The 18,254-nt window shown below is 62.9% G+C and carries 16 protein-coding genes; 12 read left to right on the top strand and 4 right to left on the bottom strand.

Translation table 11 applies throughout. The features are described from left to right. Positions 1 to 277 precede the first annotated feature (277 nt). The 6 genes from rpiA (at position 278) to BGO16_RS08115 (ending at position 6,790) form a co-directional block, all read left to right on the top strand. Positions 278 to 976, top strand: coding sequence for a ribose-5-phosphate isomerase RpiA (gene rpiA, locus BGO16_RS08140; protein ID WP_292618116.1), 699 nt, complete (start codon positions 278 to 280; stop codon positions 974 to 976). Positions 977 to 998: 22 nt separating this feature from the next. After that, on the top strand, positions 999 to 1,508 hold the full coding sequence (locus tag BGO16_RS08135; RefSeq protein ID WP_292618115.1) for a DUF2059 domain-containing protein: 510 nt from the start codon (positions 999 to 1,001) through the stop codon (positions 1,506 to 1,508). Positions 1,509 to 1,539: 31 nt separating this feature from the next. Continuing rightward, the gene (gene gor / locus BGO16_RS08130) at positions 1,540 to 2,925 is read left to right on the top strand and encodes a glutathione-disulfide reductase (protein ID WP_292618114.1); all 1,386 of its coding nucleotides are present in this window, start codon (positions 1,540 to 1,542) and stop codon (positions 2,923 to 2,925) included. 264 nt (positions 2,926 to 3,189) lie between these two features. Further along, complete coding sequence (locus BGO16_RS08125; protein ID WP_292618113.1) at positions 3,190 to 4,578, top strand: class II 3-deoxy-7-phosphoheptulonate synthase; 1,389 nt, start codon at positions 3,190 to 3,192, stop codon at positions 4,576 to 4,578. 1 nt (position 4,579) lies between these two features. Then, positions 4,580 to 4,933 carry a diacylglycerol kinase gene (locus BGO16_RS08120; protein WP_292618112.1) on the top strand — a complete coding sequence of 118 codons (354 nt, stop codon included), beginning with the start codon at positions 4,580 to 4,582 and terminating at the stop codon, positions 4,931 to 4,933. A gap of 105 nt (positions 4,934 to 5,038) precedes the next feature. Beyond that, complete coding sequence (locus tag BGO16_RS08115) at positions 5,039 to 6,790, top strand: NAD+ synthase (protein WP_292618110.1); 1,752 nt, start codon at positions 5,039 to 5,041, stop codon at positions 6,788 to 6,790. Positions 6,791 to 7,042: 252 nt separating this feature from the next. On the opposite strand, the gene BGO16_RS08110 is transcribed toward BGO16_RS08115, so the two are convergent. Next, complete coding sequence (locus tag BGO16_RS08110) at positions 7,043 to 8,155, bottom strand: DUF2865 domain-containing protein (protein WP_292618109.1); 1,113 nt, start codon at positions 8,153 to 8,155, stop codon at positions 7,043 to 7,045. A gap of 271 nt (positions 8,156 to 8,426) precedes the next feature. Further along, complete coding sequence (locus tag BGO16_RS08105) at positions 8,427 to 8,717, bottom strand: hypothetical protein (RefSeq protein WP_292618164.1); 291 nt, start codon at positions 8,715 to 8,717, stop codon at positions 8,427 to 8,429. A gap of 323 nt (positions 8,718 to 9,040) precedes the next feature. Here BGO16_RS08105 and cysS point away from each other — a divergent pair, with 323 nt between their 5' ends. The 3 genes from cysS to cimA all read left to right on the top strand — a co-directional run bounded on the left by cysS (position 9,041) and on the right by cimA (position 12,642). After that, on the top strand, positions 9,041 to 10,483 hold the full coding sequence (gene cysS, locus BGO16_RS08100) for a cysteine--tRNA ligase (protein ID WP_292618108.1): 1,443 nt from the start codon (positions 9,041 to 9,043) through the stop codon (positions 10,481 to 10,483). 63 nt (positions 10,484 to 10,546) lie between these two features. Further along, positions 10,547 to 11,047 (top strand): GNAT family N-acetyltransferase, encoded by a 501-nt coding sequence (locus BGO16_RS08095; RefSeq protein WP_292618107.1) that lies wholly within the window; start codon positions 10,547 to 10,549, stop codon positions 11,045 to 11,047. Further along, a complete protein-coding gene (gene cimA, locus BGO16_RS08090) occupies positions 11,044 to 12,642 on the top strand; it encodes a citramalate synthase (RefSeq protein ID WP_292618106.1) in 1,599 nt (532 codons plus the stop codon). The genes BGO16_RS08095 and cimA overlap by 4 nt, the downstream gene beginning before the upstream one ends. Before the next feature lie 57 nt (positions 12,643 to 12,699). On the opposite strand, the gene BGO16_RS08085 is transcribed toward cimA, so the two are convergent. Then, positions 12,700 to 13,305: a TIGR00730 family Rossman fold protein gene (locus tag BGO16_RS08085; RefSeq protein ID WP_292618105.1), complete on the bottom strand. Its 606-nt coding sequence runs from the start codon at positions 13,303 to 13,305 to the stop codon at positions 12,700 to 12,702. A 208-nt stretch (positions 13,306 to 13,513) separates the two neighbouring features. Between BGO16_RS08085 and BGO16_RS08080 the strand changes: the two genes are divergently transcribed. The 3 genes from BGO16_RS08080 to pssA all read left to right on the top strand — a co-directional run bounded on the left by BGO16_RS08080 (position 13,514) and on the right by pssA (position 17,611). Next, positions 13,514 to 15,472 (top strand): ABC transporter ATP-binding protein/permease, encoded by a 1,959-nt coding sequence (locus BGO16_RS08080; RefSeq protein WP_292618104.1) that lies wholly within the window; start codon positions 13,514 to 13,516, stop codon positions 15,470 to 15,472. Positions 15,473 to 15,615: 143 nt separating this feature from the next. After that, positions 15,616 to 16,377 carry a phosphatidylserine decarboxylase gene (locus BGO16_RS08075; protein WP_292618103.1) on the top strand — a complete coding sequence of 254 codons (762 nt, stop codon included), beginning with the start codon at positions 15,616 to 15,618 and terminating at the stop codon, positions 16,375 to 16,377. A gap of 355 nt (positions 16,378 to 16,732) precedes the next feature. Further along, positions 16,733 to 17,611 carry a CDP-diacylglycerol--serine O-phosphatidyltransferase gene (gene pssA, locus BGO16_RS08070; protein WP_292618163.1) on the top strand — a complete coding sequence of 293 codons (879 nt, stop codon included), beginning with the start codon at positions 16,733 to 16,735 and terminating at the stop codon, positions 17,609 to 17,611. A gap of 268 nt (positions 17,612 to 17,879) precedes the next feature. Here the strand turns inward: pssA and BGO16_RS08065 are convergent, their stop codons facing one another. Then, positions 17,880 to 18,239, bottom strand: coding sequence for a hypothetical protein (locus BGO16_RS08065; protein ID WP_292618102.1), 360 nt, complete (start codon positions 18,237 to 18,239; stop codon positions 17,880 to 17,882). Between the last annotated feature and the right edge of the window lie 15 nt (positions 18,240 to 18,254).

The raw sequence follows: 18,254 nt of genomic DNA, 5'->3' as shown, positions 1-18,254 counted from the left end.
TGCGGCCTCGGCAAATGCTCCAATCCGCCGGCCGCAAACGCCCGATTGCCCTGTTCCTTGCGGATAGCTAGTGTCCCGCCGGGTTTGCATGTCGTTGCGGCAAACCTGGACGTGGACTCCGGACGCTGGGGGTCTGATCCAACCGCGTTGATCAGCCCTCCAGCCTTAATCTCTCTATTGATCGAGCAAGATCTTACCCGAAAACCGATTTCCACTTTTCGGGATCATGCTCTAGAGGGACGCGGGCAAGGCGAGACTGTGCAAGATCGAGGTCTTCATGACGTTGGATGAATTGAAAAGACAGGCTGCGGCGCGCGCCCTTGAATACGTTGAGGACGGCATGAAACTGGGCCTGGGGACGGGATCCACCGCCAGGCACTTTGTCGAGCTTCTGGGCGAGCGCGTCCGGGAGGGGCTGAAGGTCGTCGGCGTGCCGACATCCGAAGCAACGCGAGCCAACGCAGAGCGGTGCCGCATTCCGCTGACCACCCTGGACGATCTCGACCGGCTCGATCTGACGGTCGACGGCGCCGACGAAATCGATTCCGACTTGAACCTGATCAAGGGCGGCGGCGGGGCGCTGCTGCGCGAGAAGATCGTGGCGGCGGCGTCGGAGCGCATGATCGTGATCGCTGACGAGACGAAGTGGGTGGCGAGCCTTGGCAGGTTTCCCTTGCCGATCGAAGTCATTCCATTCGGGCTGGCGGCGACGCGCCGCGCCATTACCGATGCGTTCGCGAAAGCCGGCGTTTCGGGTCAACTGGCCGTCCGAAAGGGGCCGGACGGCCATGCTTTCGTCACCGATGGCGGCCACTGGATTTTCGATGCCAGCCTCGGGCAAATACCCGATGCATCCCAGCTGGCCGGGCTGTTGAATCCGATCCCTGGCGTCGTCGAGCACGGACTGTTCATTGGTCTGGCGCGTGTGGCGATGTTGGCGGGCGCACAGGGAATTCGCGTTGTTGAGCGGCGCTAACGCCGCAATCAGGAGAATCGAGATGAAGGGTCTTTCAAGAATTCTGCCGACGGCTTGCCTTGCCGTGGCGCTGGCGTTCTCAGGCACCGCGCTGGCTCAGCAGACCGCGCAGCCGACGGCCGCCGCCATCGCCTCGGCCAAAGAGCTTCTGACGCTCAAGCACGCGAACGCGATGTACGCGAATGCTGTTCCGGGCATGGTGGAGCGGACCAAGACCACGCTGCTTCAATCCAATCTGAACTACCAGAAGGATCTCAACGAGGTCGCGCTGATCGTTGCCAAGTCGCTGGCGGGTCGCGAAAAGGAGATCGGTGACGGCATGGCGAAGATTTATGCCAGCCATTTTACCGAGCAGGAGTTGAAGGACCTGGTCACCTTTTACAAATCCCCGCTGGGACAGAAGTTGATCACGCAGGAGCCCAAGGCGATCGAGGCGAGCATGGCATTCATGAACCAGTGGGCGCAGCAGTTCGCGGCGGTGGTCAACGGCGAATTCCGCGCGGAAATGCGCAAGCGCGGCAAGGAAATCTGATAAGGAAATCTGACTCCGGTCGGGCTTCGGCATGGCTGATTTCGACGTCGATCTGTTCGTCATAGGCGGTGGATCGGGCGGCGTCCGCGCCGCTCGCATCGCCGCCGGCTATGGCGCGCGCGTCATGGTCGCCGAGGAATACCGGATGGGCGGCACCTGTGTCATCCGGGGCTGTGTGCCGAAGAAGCTCCTGGTCTACGGATCTCACATCCGCCACGACATCGAGGATGCCGCCGGCTTTGGCTGGTCGATCCCCTCCGCCACCTTCGACTGGCCGACGCTGATCGCCAACAAGGACAGGGAGATTGCCCGGCTGGAGGCAGCCTATACGTCCACCGTCGAGAAGGCGGGCGTGCGCGTCGTCAAGGCGAGGGCGGTGTTCGACGACCCGCACACGCTGCGGCTTGCGACGGGCGAGACAATCCGCTCCAAGCATGTGCTGATCGCAACGGGCGGCGCGCCCAACCACGGGCGGTCCATTCCCGGCATCGAGCATGTGATCTCGTCCAACGAGGTGTTTCATCTTGCGAAGTTGCCGAAGCGGATTGCGATCCAGGGCGGCGGATATATCGCGCTTGAATTCGCCTGCATCTTCGCCGGATTCGGCAGCGATGTGACGCTGATCTATCGCGGCGACAATATCCTGCGCGGTTTCGACGACGATGTCCGCGCGCATGTCCGCGCCGAGATGGAAAAGGACGGCATCACCGTCCTGACGGGATGCACTGTCGACAGGGTCGATTGGCACGGCGACGAGTTCACGTCTCATCTGTCGAACGGGTCGAGCGTTGCCTCCGATCAGGTGCTGTTTGCGATCGGCCGGCATCCCAATGTCGCAAACCTCGGGCTTGAAAAGGCCGGCGTTGCCATCAATCCGAAGAACGGCGGCGTCGCCGTCGATGGCTTTTCGCGAACCAGCGTGCCGCACATCTACGCGGTCGGCGACGTTACGCATCGCTTCAACCTGACGCCGGTCGCCATCCGCGAGGGCCATGCGTTTGCGGATACGGTGTTTGGCGACAAACCCACGCGCGTGGATCATGCCGACATTCCGACCGCGGTCTTCTCGCAACCGGAGGTCGGCACGGTGGGGCTGACGGAGGCGCAGGCGCGCGAGCAGTTCAACAGCGTCGATATCTACAAGACGACGTTCCGACCGATGAAGGCGACGCTATCCGGCCGCGACACCCGCATTCTGATGAAGCTCGTGGTGGACGCGACGACGGATCGCGTGCTGGGCTGTCACATCGTCGGCGACGGCGCTGCCGAGATGGTGCAGGTTCTCGGCATCGCGATCAGGATGAAGGCGAAGAAGGCAGATTTCGATGCGACGATGGCGTTGCATCCCACGGCGGCGGAAGAACTCGTGACCATGCGGACGCCGACAGCCCGTCACGTGCGTGAAGCGGCGGAGTGAGGACTTTCAGCGGCGGTTCAAGTCGTTGCGGTCATGCCAATGCCATGCCGGTGATCGAGCATCCGCAGCGGAACCAACCCGGATTCGGCCGAGGCTGACGCACAGGCGAGCCGGACAAGTCCGGTTTATGGAATTACTTTTTTATTTCAATGCCTTGCGTGGCGAAACTTAATGCCAACTGGCGCGACGCGGCCAGCCTGTGTATATACGGGCTCGTCGCCGCTTCCCCGATAAGTGGCGGTTTTTCCTCAGGAGTTTGACCTCATGTCCGAACGGTGGACACCCGATAGCTGGCGGGCCAGGCCCGTGCAGCAAATGCCGGATTATCCGGATGCGAAATCATTGGGCGAAGTCGAGGCACAGCTCGCCACGTTTCCGCCGCTGGTTTTTGCGGGTGAGGCGCGCAATCTGAAGAAGGCCCTGGCCCGAGTCGCAAACGGCGAGGCGTTTTTGCTGCAGGGCGGCGACTGCGCCGAGAGCTTCGCCGAGCACGGCGCCAACAACATCCGCGACTTCTTCCGCGTGCTGCTGCAGATGGCGGTGGTCCTGACCTATGCCGGCGCGCTGCCGGTCGTGAAGGTCGGCCGCATTGCCGGCCAGTTTGCCAAGCCGCGCTCGTCGCCGATGGAGAAAATCGACGGCGTCGAACTGCCGAGCTATCGCGGCGACATCGTCAACGACATCGCCTTCACCGCGCAGTCGCGCGTGCCCGATCCGCATCGTCAGATCATGGCCTATCGGCAATCGGCCGCGACGCTGAACCTGTTGCGAGCCTTCGCGACCGGAGGTTTCGCCAATCTCGGCAGCGTGCATCAGTGGATGCTGGGTTTCATCAAGGATTCCCAGCAGTCGCGGCGCTACAAGGAACTGGCCGACCGTATTTCCGACGCACTCAACTTCATGCGCGCCTGCGGACTCAACCTGGAGAGTCACCCCGAACTGCGGGCGACCGATATCTACACCAGCCACGAGGCGTTGCTGCTCGGCTACGAGCAGGCCCTGACGCGGATCGATTCCACGACCGGCGACTGGTACGCGACCTCAGGCCATTTCATCTGGGTCGGCGACCGCACCCGTCAGCTCGATCATGGCCACGTCGAATATTTCCGCGGCATCAGAAATCCGATCGGGCTGAAGTGCGGCCCCTCGCTCAAGCCGGATGAACTCTTGAAGCTGATCGACGTGCTCAATCCGGACAACGAGCCGGGGCGGCTGACGCTGATCGGCCGCTTCGGCTCGGACAAGGTCGGCGATTACCTGCCGCAACTGATCCGCGCGGTGCAGCGCGAGGGCCGCGTTGTCGTGTGGTCCTGCGATCCGATGCACGGCAACACCGTCACCTCGACCAGCGGCTACAAGACCCGGCCGTTCGACCGCATCCTGTCGGAGGTCAAGTCGTTCTTCAGCATTCATGCCGCGGAGGGCACGCATGCCGGCGGCGTTCATCTGGAAATGACCGGACAGAACGTCACCGAATGTATCGGCGGCGCGCGCGCCATCACGGACGAGGACCTCAACGACCGCTATCACACCGTCTGCGATCCGCGCCTGAACGCCGAGCAGTCGATCGACATGGCGTTCCTGATTGCCGAATTGCTCAGGCAGGATCGGGCGGGCAAGGTCAAGCCGATCCCCGCAGTCGCGGGTTTCTGAGGTGTTGCGCTTATGGCGCGCCACCATCAATAGCTGGAACGGATTGAATTTTGCCATCCGCTCCGAGCAGGCCATCCGGCAGGAATTGTTCGCGCTCCTGCTGGCGTTGCCGCTGGCGTGGCTTGTCGGAGCGACGGCGGCCCGGCGTGTCGAACTCGTGGCGGTGGTTCTGCTGCTTCTGGCGATTGAACTTCTGAATACCGCAATCGAAAAACTGGCGGATCGATTGACGACCGATCACGATCCGCAAATCGGGCACGTCAAGGACATCGGCTCGGCCGCGGTCGGCGTGGCGCTGCTCATCCTCGGGCTGACCTGGGGAAGCGCCATCGTTGAACGCATGGGCCTCCTTTAGTTTGATCGGACGTGTTTTCTTGACCCGAACCGCTGTCCACGTCCCTCGAAACCGCTATAAGCGTGACCATTGCAGCAAGGCGAGGCCGGCGGGCAACGTGCATCCATGACCGTAACCAGCTTCAAGATCACGCTCGGCCAGTTGAATCCGATCGTTGGAGACATCGCCGGCAACGCCGCCAAGGCTCGCGCCGCGCGCGCGCAGGCCGGGGCGGACGGCGCCGCACTGGTTGCGCTTCCGGAATTGTTTATCGCTGGCTATCCGCCCGAGGATCTGGTGCTGAAGCCCGCGTTCCAGGCGGCGTGCCGCGAAGCTGTCGAGGATCTCGCGCGCGAGACCGCCGACGGCGGGCCGGCCATGCTGATCGGCACCCCATGGGTGGACGACGGCAAGCTTTATAATGCTTATGCGCTGCTCGATGAGGGACGGGTCGCGGCGATCCGCTTCAAGGTCAATCTTCCGAATTACGGCGTGTTCGACGAGAAACGCGTGTTCGCGAGGGGACCGGTCGGTGGACCCTTGAAAATTCGGGGCGTGCGGATCGGCGTGCCGATCTGCGAGGACACCTGGGTCGAGGAATCCGCCGAGTACGAAAATGTGGTCGAGTGCCTGGCGGAAACCGGCGCGGAACTTCTCCTCGTCCCCAACGGCTCGCCCTATGCGAAGGGCAAAAGCGACATCAGGCTGTCGATCTCGGTCGCGCGCGTGACCGAAAGCGATTTGCCGCTGGTCTATCTCAATCAGGTCGGCGGCCAGGACGAACTGGTGTTCGACGGCGCCTCTTTCGTGCTGAACGCCGACCGCACGCTGGCCGCGCAGCTTCCTTCTTTCGAGGAAAGCGTCGTCACGCTGCAATGGACCAGATCCGCGGCCGGTTGGCATTGCACCGGACCGGTGGCGTCTCAACTCGAAGGCGACAAGGCCGACTATGCCGCATGCGTGCTGGGCTTGCGGGACTACGTCCGGAAGAACGGCTTTCCCGGCGTGCTGCTCGGCGTGTCCGGCGGCATCGACTCCGCTCTATGCGCAGCCATCGCCGTCGATGCTCTCGGAGCGGAAAGCGTTCGCGGCGTCATGCTGCCGTTCCGCTTCACCGAGCAGGTCTCGCTCGACGATGCCGCGATGCTCGCAAAGGCGCTCGGCATGCGCTACGATGTGCTGCCGATCGCGCCGGCGGTGAACGGTTTTGAAGAAATTCTCTCCGCCACGTTCGCAGGGCTTCCGCGCGATATCACCGAGGAAAATCTACAGTCGCGCGCTCGCGGCACGCTGTTGATGGCGATCTCAAACAAAACCGGCGCGATGGTGGTGACCACCGGCAACAAGTCGGAAATGTCGGTGGGCTACGCCACGCTGTATGGCGACATGAACGGCGGCTTCAATCCGATCAAGGATATCTACAAGACCGAGGTGTTCCGGCTGGCCAGCCTGCGCAACGCATGGAAGCCGGACGGCGCGCTCGGGCCTTCGGGCGAGGTGATCCCGCCCAGCACGATCGCCCGGCCGCCAACGGCGGAACTGCGCGAAAACCAGCTCGATCAGGATTCGCTGCCGCCCTACGATCAACTCGACGCGATCCTCGAACGGCTGGTCGAGCGCGAGGAGCCATTGGCATCGATCGTCGCGGAAGGGTTCGACCGAGAAACGGTCGCACGGATCGATCGCCTGCTGAACATCGCCGAATACAAGCGCCGGCAGGCGGCGCCGGGCGTCAAGGTCACGCGCAGGAATTTCGGCCGTGACCGCCGTTATCCCATCACCAACCGGTTTCGCGATTCAGGCAAACCGTTGCCGAAGCCGGATGAAGACCTCGTCTCACGCGCCGGTCGGGCTTCAGCGGAAGCTTACGAGGGCTGACGGCGGAAAATAAATCAGGATGAATTCGCGTTCTCGTCACGCGAATCGGTGTCGCTCGAAAACGCTATAACGGGCTGTTCAAAAAACTCTTCCAGTCATTCCGGACGCCGCGTCAGCGGCGATCCGGAATCCGGATATTCGACGATAGCCCAAGAATGCTGGATTCCGGGTTCGCGCCGTCGGCGCCCCGGAATGACATCCGTCAAGACTCCAACATCCCATTACAGCAAATCCACTCCACGGGAAAATGCTCTATTGTGCGGGTATGAAGGTCGGTCCGACCGAGCGGATCGGCTTGTTCGAGGGCCCAGGGCCGGTGGGTACCGCGCTCGTCGTCGCAGGCACGCTTGCTGTTGCTGCGGCCGGGTCCTTCTTTTGCGAACCCCTGCTTCCGCCGGGCTGTGACATCTTTTTCGCGCCGTCTTCGGTGACGATGATGTCGCCCTGCTGCGCTGCCGCGGCCTTATCGTCGAGGCCTTTCAGCGCCTCCGACCAGGTCTGGCCCGCGGCCTTGCACGAGCACGATGGATTGAACTCCTGACGGTACCGGAACGCGTTCGGCGACGACGAATAGGGTTGTCCGTTGATCGAGACGGCCTGATTGATGTCCTCGCCGGGATTGCGATAGGCATAGAGGGTGGCGTCCGCCGCCGGACACAGGTTCTTGCAGGTGCGTTCGTCGTCGGCAAAACGGCTCGGCACGGTGGCGAACGAGATCGGGAAATAAAAGCCGTCGCATGAGCGCGCGCAGACGGTTCGATAGGTTCCGGACTGCACGCCGGTATCGGCCGGCGGAAGCTCCGAATTATCGATATGCTCGGGAGAATTGCCGAACAGGTTATCGAAGAAATTGCCCTGGTTGCGCACCGCCGCGGCGTATTGCGGACCGCAATTGTTCTGCGCCAGCGCTATCAGCACCGAGCGGCGCTGGTTGTCGTGGTCCGGACTGCCGATGCCGCTGCTGGCTCGCAGCCGCTCCAGGCTGGTGGTGATCTGCTCGAGATTGGTCCGCATCCGCTGGATCTGCTGAGTGACCGGCCCGCACTGCGGCGACTGACCGTTGAACAGGGAGAAGAATCCCGAACTGTCGCAGCCCGTGCGCCTTGCCTGCGCGGTGACGCGTTCGAGTTCGGCCTGCTGCCGGCCGGCGGCATCCTCATAACGCCGGATCTGGGCGGCTCGCGCCGGATCGCCGCCGCCGCGCTCGATGCTTGCGAGTTGCGCCTCGAGCCGCGGGCAAATCGGATTGGCGCCTGGCGCGCCCTGCGCCATCGCGCTTCCCATGGGGGTCGCGACGCTGAGACCGAGGGCGGCAGCGTAAGCCAGAATTCGCATTGTGCGGCGGGCAAACAAAAGATCAGGCATGATCCGCCATCAGAGCGATCCCGGGGCGATTCTGCAAATGCTACGATGGGGAGGTGTCTTTCGAACGCCGACGCGCCCATCGCGTTGATTTTCACAATCCGGGCGGAGCCTGATTGCGTTGCGAGACGCTGATGCAAGGTCGGACGCGATACCGCGATAGCCGTTCGCCAGCGTGGTCACCTCTTATCCGCCTCTCGCGGCGGCGTCACGTCGTTTCCGGGGCGCGAGTGTGGCGGGCTCAACACAACACTCCTTCATTTGGGCCAACGAGTCAGCGTTGACAGGTGATCGCGACGTATTCGTTGCAGCCGCTATGCCGGCACGAGCCTGTGGATCCTGGAATCGAATCCGTCATCTCGTCGGGCTTGATGCGCCTGTAAGCGGTGGCCTGCACAAAATCGCGTGACCGGCAGTAGGAGTGCGCCGCGTGGGCGCCGCATCTCTCGCCCGAGGCGAGGCACTGGTCGATGCCATAGCCGTCGGCCTGGTTGGCGACGATGAAAACGCGGCTGTCCGCCCGTGCGGTGGCTCCCGCGCCGAGAGCCAAACCTGCCAGAAACATGGCGGCCAGAAAAATGGGGATAATGCGCATGCTGTGCCGGAAAAATGGGAAGCCGTCGACCTTGCGGGCCACGACGAGCCGCCGCGATGTCGCGGCGAAATGAGGCGTTTGTGGGGCGTGGCCTTGACGCTGCACCCCGGCTGTTCCATGGTGCCGGAATGAACGGTGTCCTCGCCATTTGTGCCTTTTGCCGCGAGATTATGCGCTAGCGATTCGCTGGCCGCCGCCGTCTTTATCTCACAAGTGATCCAGACGCCCGGCCAGCGAGCGGAGCGGATTTGACCTTCGCTATCCAGCCGATGGCGATTTCGGAACGGAATTCCATGGAACTGCGCCTTTACGATACCCTGACCAAGGAGAAGCGTGTTTTCACGCCGATCGATCCGTCGAACGTGCGGATGTATGTCTGCGGGCCGACGGTCTACGACTTCGCCCACATCGGCAATGCGCGGCCGGTCATCGTCTTCGACGTCCTGTTCCGCCTGCTGCGGCATCTCTACGGCGCCGACCACGTCACCTACGTCCGCAACATCACCGACGTCGACGATAAGATCAATGACCGCGCGGCGCGGGATTTCCCCGGCCTGCCGCTGAACGAGGCGATCCGCAAGGTCACGGAAAAAACCGCCGCGCAGTTCCAGGCCGACGTCGCCGCGCTCGGCTGCCTGCCGCCGACGCATCAGCCGCGCGCCACCGAATTCGTGTTGCCGCGCGCCGACGGCCGGACCGACATGGTGACGCTGATCAAGCAGCTGATCGCGCGCGGCCACGCCTACGAGGCCGGCGGCGAGGTGCTGTTCGACGTGCAGTCGATGCCGGACTACGGCGCGCTGTCGGGCCGCAGGCTGGAGGAGCAGAAGGCCGGAGCGCGGGTCGCGGTGGACGCGCACAAGAGAAACCCGGCCGATTTCGTGTTGTGGAAGTTGTCATCGGAGCACGAGCCCGGCTGGGACAGTCCATGGGGCAGGGGGCGGCCCGGCTGGCATATCGAGTGCTCGGCGATGAGCGCGGCTTATCTCGGCGGACCTGATGGCAAAGACGTCTTCGACATCCATGGCGGCGGCCTCGACCTGATCTTCCCGCATCATGAAAACGAGATCGCGCAGTCGCGCTGCGCCCACGGCACGCCTGCGATGGCGAACACCTGGATGCACAACGGCTTCCTGCAGGTCGAAGGCGAGAAGATGTCGAAGAGTTTGGGCAACTTCTTCACCATCAACGAATTGCTTCAAACCAAGAAATTTGGATCAAACCAATGGCACGGGTATGTGCTTCGCTTGGCCATGCTGATGACGCACTATCGTCAGCCGATCGATTGGACAGTTGATCGATTAGTGGAAGCTCGGAAACTCCTCAAAGAATGGATCGATATCGCATACGGAGCGGAGCCGGAAAGCGACGATCCGCCAAAGGAGATTATCGATCCGCTCCTCGATGACCTGAACACTCCGGGGATGATTACAGTTCTGCACGCGCTGCATCGAGAGGCCGTCCGGCTGAACGTCGAAGCTGCTCGAAAACTGAATTCAGCACTCAGATTTCTTGGAATTTGGAACGGAGAGAAGACCAGTGAAATCTATAGTTTTGGGTACGAGGTAAAAACTGAGGTCGAGCTATTGCTTGCCGCTCGCACCGAAGCTCGCGCGCGAAAAGACTTCAAGGAATCCGATCGCATCCGCGACGAACTCGCCGCCATGGGCGTGGTGCTGAAGGACGGCAAGGACGCCGACGGCAAGCCGGTGACGACATGGGAGATCGCGCGATGAGGGTGCGGCCGAGCCTTCCCTCTCCCGCAAGGGGAGAGGAAAGTAAGGAGGTGTTTTGACGCGATGGGGCAGGCGCTTCCAAAACCCGCGCTGCGGCCGATGTTGCCAGCCGACGTTGCCGTGCTGGCGGCGATCTTCGTCGCCAGCATCGAGGAACTCACCGGCGACGACTACAGCGAGGCGCAGCAGGTCGCCTGGGCGAGCGCAGCGGACGATGAGGGCGAGTTCGGCGCGCGGCTTGCGAAGCAACTGACGCTGGTGGCGACGCTGCAGGGCTCGCCGGTCGGCTTCGCGTCGCTGAAGGGCACGGATTGCATCGACATGCTCTATGTGCATCCGGCTGCGGCGAGGCAGGGCGTCGCGACCGCGTTGTGCGATGCGCTGGAGAAACTTGCCGGCGCGCGCGGCGCTACGGCGCTGACCGTGGAGGCCAGCGATACCGCGGAACGGTTTTTCGCAAGCCGCGGTTACGTCGCCATGCAGCGCAATTCGGTGACGCTCGGCGACGAGTGGCTGGCCAACACCACGATGAAGAAGACGCTGGCCGCTGGAGGCTCGTCATGAGCCGCGAGCGCCTTTATCTGTTCGACACTACGCTGCGCGACGGCGCCCAGACCAACGGCGTCGACTTCACGTTGCAGGACAAGCAGATCGTCGCGAAGATGCTCGACGACCTCGGCATCGACTATGTCGAGGGCGGCTATCCCGGCGCAAATCCGACCGATACCGAACTGTTCTCGCAAAAGCCCGCGCTCGCCCACGCCAAATTCACCGCGTTCGGCATGACGCGACGACCGGGCCGCTCGGCGTCCAACGATCCGGGGCTGGCCGCGCTGATCGAGGCCAAGGCGGATGCGATCTGTTTCGTCGCCAAATCGTCCGCCTATCAGGTGCGCGTCGCGCTCGAAACCACGAACGACGAGAACCTGGCGTCGATCCGCGACAGCGTGAAGGCCGCGGCGGCAGCCGGCCGCGAGGTCCTGGTGGACTGCGAGCATTTCTTCGACGGCTACAAGCAGGATCCGGCCTTCGCGCTCGCCTGCGCACACGCGGCCTACGACTCCGGCGCGCGCTGGGTCGTGTTGTGCGACACCAACGGCGGCACCATGCCGAACGAGATCGAGACGATCGTGCGCGAGGTCGCGACTCAGATTCCCGGCGACCATCTCGGCATCCACGCCCATAACGACACCGAACAGGCGGTCGCCAATTCGCTCGCGGCGGTGCGCGCGGGCGCGCGCCAGATCCAGGGTACGCTGAACGGCCTCGGCGAACGCTGCGGCAACGCCAATCTCTGCTCGCTGATCCCGACGCTGAAGCTGAAGAAGGAATTCTCCGACGCCTTCGAGATCGGCGTGACGGACGACAAGCTCGCGACGCTGACGCAGGCGTCGCGCACGCTCGACATCATGCTGAACCGCGCGCCGAACCGCCACGCGCCTTACGTCGGCGAAAGCGCGTTCGTCACCAAGACCGGCATTCATGCGTCAGCGATTCTCAAGGATCCGACGACTTACGAACACGTCGCGCCGGAATCGGTCGGCAATCGCCGCAAAGTGCTGGTGTCGGATCAGGCCGGGCGCTCCAACGTGCTTGCCGAGCTGGAGCGGGCGCACATTGCGTTCGACAGGAACGATCCGAAACTCGCTCGGCTGATCGACGAGATGAAGGAGCGGGAGGCGGCGGGCTACGCCTACGAATCCGCCAACGCGTCGTTCGATCTGCTGGCGCGGCGCACGCTTGGCCGCGTGCCGGAGTATTTCGATGTCGAGCAGTTCGACGTCAATGTCGAGCAGCGCTACAATTCCCACGGCAAGCGCGTCACCGTGGCGATGGCGGTGGTGAAGGTGAGGGTCGATGGCCGGACACTCATCTCCGCCGGTGAAGGCAATGGCCCGGTCAATGCGCTCGACGTCGCGTTGCGCAAGGACCTCGGCAAATACCAGAAGTATATCGACGGGTTGAAGCTGATCGATTATCGCGTGCGGATCCTCAACGGGGGCACCGGCGCGGTGACGCGCGTGCTGATCGAGAGCGAGGACGAGGAGGGCGAGCGCTGGACCACGATCGGCGTGTCGCCCAATATCATCGACGCGTCGTTCCAGGCGCTGATGGATTCAATTTTCTACAAACTGGTGAAGGCCGACGCGCCGGCGTGAGCAACGCGGAGTGCGTTTCCTCAGGAACGAACCGTCTCGCCGGACGGGTCACCGAGGCTACAGCCGGTCGGCGACGTCGGCCGGCATCTCCTTCGAGGCATCGCGCGCGAGGGTCGCGGCGGCGCGAAGTTTCGGCAGGATATCCTCCACGCGCTCGGCTTGCAGAACGTTGACCGCGAGCGTCGGCCGGATGAAGGCGGTGGAACGCATGTGAGCGAGCAGCGCCAGCAGCGGCTCCCAGAAGCCGTCGACATTGGCCAGCAGGATCGGCTTGCTGTGCCGTCCGAGTTGCTGCCAGGTGAGTTGCTCGACCAATTCCTCCAGCGTGCCGACCCCGCCGGGCAGGGCGATGAACGCATCCGACCGCTCGAACATCAGTCTCTTGCGCTCATGCATGTCGCGCGTGACGATCATCTCTTGCACGCGCGCCAGCGCATGTTCACGCGAGGTCAGGAAGTCCGGAATGATGCCGGTGACGGTGCCGCCGTTGTCGAGGACGGATGTCGCGATGGCGCCCATCAGGCCGACCGAGCCGCCGCCATAGACCAGCCCGACCTTGTTTCGGGCGAACGCTTTACCAAGGGCGACGGCGGCTTTGACGAAGTTGGGATTTGTACCGGGGCCTGAGCCGCAATAGACGCAGACCGTTTTAATGATGCTCATGAGAATCGATGTGGCCCCGCACAATTACGGCGTCAAGGCTCGGCTATTGCCGACGCCGGGTCAAGCCTGGCGGCTGCCCTCCGAAACGAAAGATTTGCCTGTCAAGGGTGTACGCGGCATCCAAACGCTCTATATGACAGTCGATATATGACCTCGATCAGACGATATTTCCGGCTGCGGACGCCGTTTTCCGGTTCGGGCGCCATCGATGCGTAGCGCCGTTCCGCATCCGGCCGACCCGCCGGCAAAACCTTCCGACGACCCGACCCGAAGCGCGACGCTCGGCAGGGCGCTCCTGCATCTGTGGCCCTATATGTGGCCCGGCGATCGCGCCGACCTCAAGATGCGCGTCGTGTGGGCGATGCTGCTGTTGCTGGCGGCTAAGGTCGCCACCCTGATCGTTCCGTTCACCTTCAAGTGGGCGATCGACGCGCTGAACGGCGCGGGTAGCGCGCCCGTGCAGCCCGACAACTGGGCGATGTGGCTGATCCTGTCGCCGCTCGCGATGACGCTGGCCTACGGCTTCGTCCGCGTGCTGATGGCGCTGCTCACCCAATGGCGCGACGGCATCTTCGCCAAGGTCGCGATGCATGCGGTGCGCAGGCTCGCCTACCAGACCTTCGTTCACATGCACGAACTGTCGCTGCGGTTTCACCTCGAGCGCAAGACCGGCGGCTTGACCCGCGTGCTCGAGCGCGGCCGCAACGGCATCGAAGAAATGGTGCGGCTGGTCATTCTTCAGCTCATTCCGACCGCGGTCGAAGTCGGGCTGCTCACTGCCGTGCTGCTCTGGCAATTCGACTGGCGCTACGTGCTGGTGACGCTCTTGACCGTGGTGGTCTACATGGCCTTCACCTACAGGGCGACGCAGTGGCGCATCGAAATCCGCCGCCGGATGAATGAGTCCGATTCCGACGCCAATGCGAAGGCGATCGACTCGCTGCTGAACTACGAAACCGTGAAATATTTCGGCGCCGAGTTGCGGGAAGCGAAACGCTACGACCGCTCGATGGAGCGCTTCGAGGCCGCCAGCGTCTCCACCTATACGTCGCTGGCTGTTTTGAACGGCGGACAGGCGGTCATCTACACCGCCGGGCTGACGACGGTGATGATCATGTGCGCGGTCGGCGTGCGACAGGGCACGCACACGGTCGGCGATTTCGTGATGGTCAACGCCATGATGATCCAGCTCTATCAGCCGCTCAACCTGATGGGCATGGTCTATCGCCAGATCAAACAGGCGATCATCGATATCGAAAAGATGTTCGCCGTGCTGACCCGCAATCCGGAAGTGAAGGACCGCGCCGGCGCGCAGCCGCTGCGCGTCGGGCATGGTGCGGTGCGGTTCGAGGATGTGCGGTTTTCCTATGATCCGGAGCGTCCGATCCTCAAGGGTGTGACCTTCGAGGTGCCCGCGGGAAAGACGGTGGCGATCGTCGGACCGTCGGGGGCGGGCAAATCGACATTGTCGCGGCTGCTGTTTCGCCTCTATGACGTGACCGAGGGCCGTATCCTGATCGATGGCCAGGACATCCGCGACGTCACGCAGGTGTCGTTGCGGGCGTCGATCGGCATGGTGCCGCAGGACACCGTGCTGTTCAACGACACCATCCGCTACAACATCCGCTACGGCCGCTGGAACGCCACCGACGAAGAGGTCGAGGCCGCCGCCCGCACCGCGCAGATCGACGACTTCATCCGGATGTCGTCCAAAGGCTACGAGACGGAAGTGGGCGAGCGCGGATTGAAATTGTCCGGCGGGGAGAAGCAGCGTGTGGCGATTGCGCGCACTATCCTGAAGGCGCCCCCGATCCTGGTGCTGGACGAGGCGACCTCGGCGCTCGACAGCCACACCGAGCATGAAATCCAGGAGGCGCTGGACCGGGTTTCACGCAACCGGACCTCGCTGGTGATTGCGCACCGGTTGTCGACGATCGTGGCCGCGGACGAGATTATCGTGCTCGATCAAGGCCGAATTGCCGAGCGCGGCACGCATGGCGAGCTTTTGGCGGCGAACGGGCTTTACGCCAGTATGTGGAATAGACAGCGGGAAGCCGAGGCGGCGCGGGAGAAACTGGCCCTGATCGGCGATGACGACGATGCGCCGAATCGGGCTCCTCCGCCCGTGGACGATCCGCTGGTAGCGCCGGCCGCCGCGGCAGAGTAGAATACCTCCAAGATCGATTTCCCGAATCAGGCTTCGGGTTTTCGCCGCGGCGCTGGCTTGCGGATTGGGGTTTTCTGTGCAAGACGCGCGTTTCCGTAAAGCCCGCCTTCAGGTTCATCGTAGATCATCAGGTTTTCAAATCCATGGATCGACAGACTCTCTTATCCATAGCGAAATCCATTCGCGCCATAGCGAAATCCATTCGCGCCAGCGCGAAATCCATTCGCGCCCAGATTTCACCTATTCATCCGAAGGGTTATCCCTTCGTCGGCGGCTTCGCGCTCGCCAGCCTTATCTTCTTTTGGATCTGGACCCCGCTGGGCTGGATCGGAACGCTGTTGACGATTTGGTGCGCACTGTTTTTCCGCAATCCGGCCCGTGTGACGCCGGTTCGCGAGGGTCTCGTCGTGTCGCCGGCGGACGGCCGCGTCTCGATGATTGCGCCGGTGGTGCCGCCTGCCGAACTCGAACTCGGCGAGCTGCCGATGGTGCGTATTTCGATCTTCATGAGCGTGTTCAATTGCCACGTCAATCGCAGCCCGGTCGCGGGAAAGATCGAACGGATCGTCTATCGTCCCGGCAAATTCATCAACGCCGATCTCGACAAGGCGAGCGAGGACAACGAGCGCAACGCGCTGGTCATATCGACGCCGAACAACGGCCTGATCGGAGTTGTTCAGATCGCCGGGCTGGTCGCGCGCCGTATCGTCACGTTCGTGCATGACGGACAGACGATCGAAACCGGCGAGCGCTTCGGGCTGATCCGTTTCGGCTCGCGGTGTGATGTTTACCTGCCGGAGGGAACGCCGCTGCTGGTGTCCGAAGGACAGACCGCGATCGCCGGCGAGACGGTGCTGGCCGACTTCCAGCTCGGGGAGGGCGCCCGGACTTTCCGCAGCAACTGACCGTTCGGACGGCTGGAGCCATTCCGCTTCTGATAAAATCAGAAGCGGGCTCCATGATTTTGATTTGGCGCGTTTTCTTCACGCGAACCGGTATCCGCTCCGCTCGAAAACGCTATGGTGTCCTGGTTTCCGAAGTTCGCAGGCCTCGCGGCAACCTTTGATGCGAACTTCGGCATCGCTGGGACACTAGCAACCTTATGATTCTCGTGTAGTTTGGGTTCAGAAGTACGCTTGGCGGTCTCGCCCGGACAATGACGCGAACGTCTGACCCACCGCACTTGCCGGGGGTGCGGCCCCCGCCGGGCCTTGCTATATAGGAGGCGTGAAAACGCCATACGATCAGAAATCATCCGAGATGCGTCGCCGCCGGTTTCGTCCGATCCCGGTGCGGATGCTTGTGCCGAATTTCATTACGCTGCTTGCGATTTGCGCAGGACTGACGGCGATCCGGCTTTCGACCGAGGGGCGGATGGAGCTTGCGGTGGCCGCGATCGTGTTCGCGGCCGTGCTCGACGGGCTCGACGGCCGGGTGGCCCGCATGATCAAGGGCCAGTCGAAGTTCGGCGCCGAACTCGACAGCCTCGCCGACTTCGTCAATTTCGGTGTCGCGCCCGGCCTGATCCTCTACTTCTGGCAGTTGCACGACCTCCACAATGTGGGCTGGATCGCATCGATGATATTCGCGATCAGCGGCGGTCTGCGGCTCGCGCGCTTCAATGCAACGATGAACGACCCGAACAAGCCGGCCTTTGCCGCGAATTTCTTTACCGGCGTGCCCGCGCCGGCGGGGGCGATCGCGGTGCTGCTGCCGATCTATCTGGCGTTCCTGGGCGTGCCGCAGCCGCCCGCGGTGCTGACGGCGTTTTATACGTTGCTGATCGCGATTCTCATGGTTTCGCGGCTGCCGGTCTTCTCCGGCAAGATGATCGGCATGCGCGTGCCGCCGGAACTGGTGCTGCCGGTCTTCGTCACCGTGGTGTTCGTCATCGCGCTCCTGATCAGTTATCCCTGGGTTGTCCTCTCGTTCGGTTCGATCATTTTCCTGATGAGCCTTCCGGTCGGCTGGAAGTCCTACCGCGACCAGGAGGTCAAGGCGGCCGTGCAGGAGACCTTTCCTGATGCGCCGTCGGCCTCCGACACTGCGTCGCCGGTTGTGCCACCCGCCGAAGCGAAGCCGCCAAACCTTCCGATCCGGCAGCGCAAGCAGGACAACCGGCCGTCACGGCCGCACTGAGAAACTGCCCTTGCTACGATCACCGGCGCAGACGAGGAGAGTTCGTCGGTGCGAGGGCGTGCTCGCGCCGTAGCGGGCTCGGCTCGGCTGTCCGCCGCTCAAGCTGGTCGGACGAGATCGGCAACCCCTGCGTCATATCGGCATCAACGTCTCTGGAATTTCGGCGAAAAAAATCGTGGCCGGGACAAGCCCGGCCACGACGATGTTTCTATCAGACGCAAATCGCTTCCGTCGCCTTGGGTTCTGTCGAACCTTCGTGAACGACGGCTCAGTGCGCCGGCACGGTCTCCGCGATCGCGGCAGAAACCGGTTTGACATTCCGGAAACCGACTCGCGAGAACGAGACGTAGAACGCGGCGATATTCATCAGCGCCCAGATGACGAAGCCCATCGTATAGCCGCCCATCAGGAACTTGCTGGCGGCCAGGATGGAAGTCATCGTGAAGCCGCAGGCCGCGCCGGCGGCCTTGGCCAACCCGCTGACCGCGCCCACGTGGACGAAGTAGATCGGGATCAGCTTGATGACCGCTGCCGCGGCCGCGCCCGATACCAGGGCAAGGCTGAATATGACAAACAACTGAACGGTCAACGAAATCTGCATGGCCATCAGCACGGCGAGGATCGACATCGCGCCGAACATCCA

It is taken from the genome of Nitrobacter sp. 62-23, from assembly GCF_001897285.1.
Classification (GTDB): Bacteria; Pseudomonadota; Alphaproteobacteria; order Rhizobiales; family Xanthobacteraceae; genus Nitrobacter.
This window is presented reverse-complemented; position numbering and strand designations above follow the sequence as displayed.